The organism is Bradyrhizobium sp. PRIMUS42, from assembly GCF_023006515.1.
Lineage (GTDB): Bacteria > Pseudomonadota > Alphaproteobacteria > Rhizobiales > Xanthobacteraceae > Bradyrhizobium.
On sequence record NZ_JALBGZ010000313.1, the window covers coordinates 1 to 7,090 of the forward strand.

8 protein-coding genes and 1 pseudogene are annotated in these 7,090 nt (G+C 64.6%); 6 read left to right on the forward strand and 3 right to left on the reverse strand.

What is annotated here, in order from left to right; genetic code table 11:
- A partial coding sequence (locus MOV75_RS21700; RefSeq protein WP_247006577.1) for an SDR family oxidoreductase occupies positions 1–625 on the forward strand: 625 nt, incomplete at its 5' end.
- Between the two features lie 271 nt (positions 626–896).
- A complete protein-coding gene (locus MOV75_RS21705) occupies positions 897–1,721 on the forward strand; it encodes an outer membrane protein (RefSeq protein WP_246929502.1) in 825 nt (274 codons plus the stop codon).
- 63 nt (positions 1,722–1,784) lie between these two features.
- On the opposite strand, the gene MOV75_RS21710 is transcribed toward MOV75_RS21705, so the two are convergent.
- Entirely contained in the window at positions 1,785–2,918 is a 1,134-nt protein-coding gene (locus MOV75_RS21710) for a serine hydrolase (RefSeq protein WP_247006578.1), read from the reverse strand.
- A 253-nt stretch (positions 2,919–3,171) separates the two neighbouring features.
- On the opposite strand from MOV75_RS21710, the gene MOV75_RS21715 reads away from it, so the two are divergent.
- From MOV75_RS21715 to MOV75_RS21725, 3 genes are all read left to right on the forward strand, one after another.
- On the forward strand, positions 3,172–3,561 hold the full coding sequence (locus tag MOV75_RS21715) for a helix-turn-helix transcriptional regulator (RefSeq protein WP_246929501.1): 390 nt from the start codon (positions 3,172–3,174) through the stop codon (positions 3,559–3,561).
- Positions 3,561–4,052, forward strand: coding sequence for an SRPBCC family protein (locus tag MOV75_RS21720; protein WP_246929500.1), 492 nt, complete (start codon positions 3,561–3,563; stop codon positions 4,050–4,052). Before MOV75_RS21715 ends, MOV75_RS21720 begins: the two co-directional genes overlap by 1 nt.
- 742 nt (positions 4,053–4,794) lie before the next feature.
- Positions 4,795–5,061 carry a hypothetical protein gene (locus MOV75_RS21725; RefSeq protein WP_246929498.1) on the forward strand — a complete coding sequence of 89 codons (267 nt, stop codon included), beginning with the start codon at positions 4,795–4,797 and terminating at the stop codon, positions 5,059–5,061.
- 30 nt (positions 5,062–5,091) lie between these two features.
- On the opposite strand, the pseudogene MOV75_RS21730 reads toward MOV75_RS21725, so the two are convergent.
- A pseudogene (locus MOV75_RS21730) lies at positions 5,092–5,406 on the reverse strand (ABC transporter substrate-binding protein); the annotation flags it as partial.
- Between the two features lie 148 nt (positions 5,407–5,554).
- Here MOV75_RS21730 and MOV75_RS21735 point away from each other — a divergent pair.
- Positions 5,555–6,397 carry a hypothetical protein gene (locus tag MOV75_RS21735; RefSeq protein WP_246929497.1) on the forward strand — a complete coding sequence of 281 codons (843 nt, stop codon included), beginning with the start codon at positions 5,555–5,557 and terminating at the stop codon, positions 6,395–6,397.
- A 4-nt stretch (positions 6,398–6,401) separates the two neighbouring features.
- On the opposite strand, the gene MOV75_RS21740 is transcribed toward MOV75_RS21735, so the two are convergent.
- Entirely contained in the window at positions 6,402–7,064 is a 663-nt protein-coding gene (locus tag MOV75_RS21740) for a response regulator transcription factor (RefSeq protein ID WP_246929495.1), read from the reverse strand.
- Between the last annotated feature and the right edge of the window lie 26 nt (positions 7,065–7,090).

Sequence of the window (7,090 nt, forward strand, 5' to 3'; positions counted from 1 at the left end):
CGGGTTTCGCGTCGCGATCCTGTCGTCCTCCGGCAAGGGCGAGGCGTTGGCCGCCGAGCTTGGCGGGCTCGGCGTCACCGGCTCGAACAAGGAGAACGACGACCTGAAGCGTCTCGTCGACGGCACTATCGCGAAGTGGGGACGGATCGACGTGCTCGTCAACAGCGCCGGTCACGGGCCGCGCGCGCCGATCACCGAGATCACCGACGAGCAGTGGCACACCGGCCTCGACACGTATCTGCTGAACGTGATCCGTCCGACGCGGCTGGTGACGCCGATCATGCAGGCACAAAAGGGTGGCGCCATCATCAACATCTCGACTGCCTGGGCGTTCGAGCCCAGCGCGATGTTCCCGACCTCGGCGGTGTTCCGCGCGGGCCTTGCCGCCTTCACCAAGATCTTCACCGACACCCATGCGGCCGACAACATCCGCATGAACAACGTTCTGCCGGGCTGGATCGACAGCCTGCCGCAGCAGGATGCGCGCCGCGACACCGTGCCGATGAAGCGCTACGGCACGGTCGAGGAGATCGCGGCGACGATCTCGTTCCTGGCGTCCGACGGCGCGGCTTACATCACCGGCCAGAACATCCGCGTCGACGGCGGGCTGACGCGCTCGGTCTGAGGCCCAGAGCCGAATCGCTCCCTGGCGGTCTTGTCTTGATGCGACACGGGCGTGCGCTGCGCGTCGCCGGTGGTGGTTGATGCGTGGCTCTCCGGCCACACCCGTCATCCGTTCGCACGATCTGAGGCTCACACTACGTCACAGTCCTTATGAACTTCGCCGCAGCCCAAGACGAGCAGCGGCGCACGCCCTATGCCCTCACTGCGCCGGTTGCCGTTTACCCGCGCGGATTCGAAACGCGAGGTCAATCGCGTGGGGCAAGGAGACTGGAATGAACAAGTTTTTGCTGGCGATCGCTTCGGTTGTCTTGGGGACCGCATCCGTTCAGGCGGCCGACCTCGCGGCGCATTACACCAAGGCCCCGGTGATGGCGCCGGCCTATAACTGGACCGGCTTTTACGTCGGCGGCAATGTCGGCGGGCAGTGGGGCAGCGCGAACCCGGCCACTACCACGCTGTTTCCGGTGGCCGCCTATTTCGCGGATTCGAGCGTGACCGCCATCGGGTCGGTCGGCGCCCAGCACATCAACAGCTCCGGCGTGACCGGCGGCTTCACCGCCGGCTACAACTGGCAGGTCAACAACGCCGTGCTCGGCCTAGAGGGCGACATCAACTATTTCGGTTTCAAGGGCAGCGCGAGCAGCACGGCATTGTATCCCTGCTGCGCGCCGACCACCTTCACCGTCAATTCCTCGGTCTCGGCCGATTGGCTCGCCACCATTCGCGGCCGCATCGGCTTCCTCGCGACACCGAGCTGGCTGATCTACGCCACCGGCGGTGCCGCCATCGCCGAGGTGAAGGGCAATTTCAGCTTCACGGACACCTTTGCAGGGGCGACCGAGTCCGGAGCGATCCGCGACACCCGCGTCGGCTGGACGGCAGGCCTCGGCGGTGAATACGCCGTTGGCAACGGCTGGTCGTTGAAGGCCGAATATCTCTATGTCGATCTCGGTCGCAGCAGCATGACCAGCAACAATTTCAACGTCGGCGTGGCGTTGCCGGCCCAGACCTTCACCCACTCGGTCGATCTCAAGTCGAACATCGTGCGCGTCGGTGTGAACTACAAGTTCGGCGGACCCGTCGTCGCCAGGTATTGATCTATCCCGGTCCCAGCCTGGTGTGGAAAGCCCCGGCTCGGCCGGGGCTTTCTGTTTTGAAACTCAGCCGGCGTGCGATGCCAGCAGCCGCGCCAGTGCCGGCAATATCTTGTAGCGGGCGATCTCGTGCGGATACTCGCCGCGATTGGCGAGCATGACGATGGCGATCCGCCGCGACGGCACCAGGCCGATATAGCCCGAGGCGTTGTTGAGGCCGCCCGGCTTGTCGATGACGGTGGCATCAGGGAGATGCACGGTTTCCCAGGCCATGGCCTGTCCGAATTTCTCGTCGACGCGGACGACCTCACGCTGCGTCATCCGCAGCGCCTCGCGCAAATGCGGATCGATCGCCCGGCCGTCGACGCAGGCCGCTGCGAAAGCGGCTAGATCCCGGGCGGAGGAGAACATCTGTCCCGTGCCGGGAAAGTCGAAATAGCTCTGCTGGCTGCCGATTGGGCCGATCGCCGCGCCCTGGTCGGAATAGCCCTGGACCACGCGCTCCATCCAGGCCTCGTCCATCACGGCGCGGTTGTCTGCGCCGCGCTCGGGGATGAAGGTGGCTTCCATGGCGAGGGGCCGGAGAATGCGGTGCTGGATCAGCGCGTGGATCGGCTTGCCGTAGCAGCGCTCGAGCACGAGCTGAAGCACCACGTAGCCGGCATGGGTGTAGATGCGCTGCCGGCCCGGCGCGATGCCGGACGCCGGCGCGAAGGCGTTCAGCATGGCGATGAACCGCTCGCGCGTGTACTGCTCGTTCGGCCAGGGCGGATGGTCGGTCGGCAGCAACAGCCCCGAGCTATGCGTGACCAGCTGGCCAACGGTAACGTTGCGGATATAGGTGCCGTCCAGCTCGGGCAGGTATTTCGGCAGGCGGTCGTCGAGCCGCAGCTCGCCGCGCAGCACGCCGAGCGCGACGAGAGCCGCCTCGAACGGTTTTCGCAAGGACGCGAGGTTGAACAGCGTGTCCGGCGTCACCGGCCGCTTCGTGACATCGTCGGCAAGACCATAGCTGAAGAACTCGACATGGCGCCCGGCATAGAGCGCGGCGGCGAGGCCGCCCGCATGGTCCGGCGTTGCGGTCGGCGCCAGCTCGTTCGCAACGATGTCGCGCATCTGCGCGATCATGTCGGAATCCGCCGAGGCGCGGCGCGGGCGAAGCGCGATGAAGTGACAACGGTCGGCACGGCTCTGACGCATGTGTGATGCGCCCCCGGCGCCTTCTTAGCGTGAAGAGGCGGGCGTCCCAATTCACGATTGCGCGTTGTCGGTTCCGTATGACGGATCGCGGTTCGTAGCCCGGATGGAGCGAGCGTAATCCGGATTCTTTGCTCCGAGCACGAAGGTCCCGGATCGTGCTTCGCTCCATCCAGGCTGCGAAGCGACAATCTAAACTTAGCTAAGTGGCTAACAATCATTGACGCCGGATCGTGGTGGCTCTATAGTTAGCTTCATGGCTAACCAATTATCTCCCCTCGACCAGGTCTTCTCGGCGCTCGCCGATCCCACGCGGCGGGCGATCGTGATGCGGCTCTGCGCGGGGGAGGCGTCGGTCGGCGAGCTCGCCGATCCCTTCGACATGGCGCTGCCGAGCTTCATGAAGCACATCCATGTGCTGGAGACGAGCGGGCTGGTTCTGTCGGAGAAATCCGGCCGCGTGCGCACTTGCCGCCTCAGCCCGGATGCGCTCCTCGGTGCGGAGGACTGGTTCCAGCGGCAGCGCGCGATCTGGGAGGCGCGGCTCGACCGGTTCGAAGCCTACGTGATGAAGCTCAAGAAAGAGAAGGAGAGGGCGGCCGCCAAGCGGCCGTCCCGCACAACCAAGAAGAAAGGTTCTGAGTGATGACGAATTCTGCCAATCCCGCTCTGTCGCAATGGTCGCTCGACCGCGAGATCGTGATGTCGCGCGTGATCGACGCGCCGCGCGATCTGGTGTTCGAGGCGTGGTCCGACCCGAAACATCTGCCGCAATGGTTCGGGCCGAAGGGGTTCAAGGTCGAGACCTTCGAGATCGACGTGCGGGTCGGCGGCGTCTGGCGCTTCAACATGATCGGCCCCGACGGCACGGTCTATCCAAACCGCATGCGCTTCCGCCGCATCGAGCGGCCGCACCTGATGGAGATGGATCACGGTCTCGACCAGGACGAGGACCCCGGCATGTTCCGCTTCACCGTCACCTTTGCCGAGCAGAGCAACGGCAAGACCGTGCTGATGATGCGCCAGCTGGCCTCGAGCGCCGAGCAGCGTGACGGCATGATCGGTTTCGGCGCAGTCGAATACGGCTACCAGACGCTGGACAAGCTTGCAGCGTATGTGGCGGGCATGAAGCGGTGAGGACAATGCGGTCCCGGCTGATGACAAGCCGGGACCGTTCACGCGCGCACCGTCAAGGTTCGATTGCCGAAGCGCGATCGACGGCGCAATTAACGCCGGGGTGTGGTGCCGTTGGACCGCGGAGTGGTCTCGTTGAGCATGCCTGGAGCGCTGGAAGCGCCTTGTCCGCCGCGTTCCGTATGTGTGATTCCGCCACTGCCGGAGCCGGAGCCGTCTCCGGCGCTTCCTGAGCTAGCACCGCTACCGCCCGCACCGGCGCCTGCGCCTTGTGCGATCGCTGCGCCGACCGAAGCACCGGCCAGCATCGCGGCCGTGAAGATCGTCAGAATTGTCTTACGGATGTTGTTTCTCCTCGATGTTCATGTTGGACCAATCACGCCCGCCGCCAACCGTTCCTGCTCGCGTTGATGTGGAGGGGCTGTGTCGCCGAAGGTGCTTGGCGGCGCTATCGCAGGTTAGTTTCGGGTCTCAAGTCCGGAACATCGTTCGGGATCGGTACCGGAGACCAAGGCACTGCCGGAGACATCGTTGAAGGAAGAGCAACGCATGGCCGCCTGGACCGACCAATGTCGGAAAGGTGACGATGGAGTTTCTGTCGCATCAGCGCCAGGCGGCGTAATTATTCGCGTTCTTCGCCAGGATCGAACAACTGGCACGCCAGGGCGGGCGGTGGTGTTTCACGCCGTCGGTTCGGCCGTGCCCGCCCGGTAGGAACGATCGTCGTGCTCCGGCTTTGCCAGTGATGACGCACATTATCTTCAGCGACTATCGCAATCCCGCCGCGGAGCAGGCTTACGAGATCGCCTGGGACTTTCTCGCCCGCACCGGCGGCATCCGTGACGAATTCCACGCCTGCGTGTTCCTGGCGCAGCAGATCACCGTGATGGTCGAGCAGGGAGAGACGAACCGGATCCGCATGGCCAATCGCGCCATCTCCCTATATCAGCGCCACGTCGCGGAGAGCGACGACGTCATCCGCAGCGGCGGCCGTCGTGCGGAAGGGCGTTGAGCGCCGCACGCGAACCCGCCTCGCGCCGCCTCATTCCCTGGCCTCGTCCGTCACGATGTCGCCAAGCTTCCGCCAGCGCTGGCCGTCGAACTGCACCATCTGGAACTGCTTGTTGACGCGATAGTCGGTCGGCGAAGTCGTGACAGAGACGCCCGGCAGCGCCAGGTCGAGCTCGACGTTCCTCAGATTGGCCGCCTGCCGCATTACGTTGTCGCGGGTGAGATCGTCGCCGCATTGCTTCAGCACCTGAGCCAGCAGCTGCGCGGTGATGTAACCGTAGACGTTCAGGTTCGAATCCTTGTCACCCTCGGGATAGTATTTGGCCATGAAGGCGAGATAGCGCTTCCGCTATGTGGACAATATGGTTGCGCCGAGGTTTCGCTGAAGCACGGGCTCCACCGACCCGAACACACAGATTTTTGTGTGATTGCATGCCGTGCTGTGACAGGATTATTACGTCGGCATGTCAGATCGATAATTCTTGGAGCGGTTCATGTTGCAGTGGCAGGCGCGGTCGAATCCCCTCGCGTGGTGGTGGGGATCCCTCACGCTCGTGAGCGGCGCCAACATCCTCGTCTGGTTCATGCTGTACCGCGAGTTCTACCCGACGCCTTCGGGCAGCCTCGGTGGCGGCTCGGACATCGGGCTGATGTTCCTATTGTGCGCCGGCTATGTGTTCGGCTGCGCGTTCCGCTCGATCCTGCCGCGCGCCGACGTGCAGCGCATCTGCCTGTTCGACACCTGGCTGTCGAGCGTCGTCGTCGGCCGAACGGTCGCGACCGTGGCCGAGCTCTGCTTCGTCGCGCAATGGGCCATCATCCTGCATCAGCTCGGCAAGATGACGGGCGCCGAGACGGCCGTGAACATCGCGCTCGTGATCGTGCCCATCATCATCATCGCGGAGTGCTTCTCCTGGTACGCGGTCGTGACCACCAACTTCCTCTACAATGCGATCGAGAACTCGCTCTGGGCGGTGACCTTCTTCCTGGCCGGGATCGCACTGTGCCGCCTGATGCCGGAATTCCAGGGCCCCGTGCGCTGGGCGCTGACCGCCGGCATCGTCGGCATCGCCTGCTTCCTCGCCTTCCTCGTCACCGTCGACGTGCCGATGTATCTCAGCCGCTGGCGGGCAGGGCACGCCGAGGGCAATAGGTTTCTCGGCTTCCTCGAAGGCCTGCACGACGTCTCGACGCGCTGGGTGGTGACCCACGACATCGCGCATTGGAAGGGCGAGCTGACCTGGATGTTCCTGTATTTCAGCGCCGCGGTGTGGTCGAGCCTCGCGCTCTGCGCGCTCTATGCGATGGATGGCTATCTCACGCGTTATCTGGCCTGAGCGATCAGGCCTCGCCGAGATCGAGCTGCGTCAACAGTCCCTGGCGGAGCGCCAGGCGGACCAGCTCGATGTCGGAGCCGACGCCGAGCTTGTCCTTGATCAGGGAATGCAGGTTCGCCACCGTCTTCGGGCTGACATGGAGCGTCTCTGCGATCTCGTCGGTCGTCTTCTCCGCGAGCAGCAGCCGCAGCACCTCGAACTCGCGCGCGGTGAGGACGTCGGCAGCCGAGCTTTCGCCGCCGAGCCGGCTCAATGCCAGCTCGTGGTCGATGTCGGGGCTGATCGCGATCTTGCCGGCGAGCACGTCCATCACGGCGCGCACCAGCGTCTCGGGCGGGCTGGTCTTGGTGACGTAACCCCTGGCGCCGGCGCGGATCGCCTGCACGGCGAAGCCCGCATTCTGGTGCATGGTGAAGATGAGAATCTTTGCGCCCTTGTCCCACTGCCTGATCCGCCTGACGGTCTCGATGCCGCCGATGCCGGGCATGCTGAGGTCCATGATGACGAGATCGGGCGCCTCGGATTTGTACAGACGATAGGCTTCCGCGCCGTCGGCCGCTTCAGCGATGACGCGCAGGCCCGGCTGCTTCTGCAGCACGGAGCGATAGCCTTCGCGGACGACGGAATGGTCGTCGACCAGCAGGATGGACGCGTCGGCCGCGCTCATGCCGCATGCTCCAGCGCCTGCCGGTC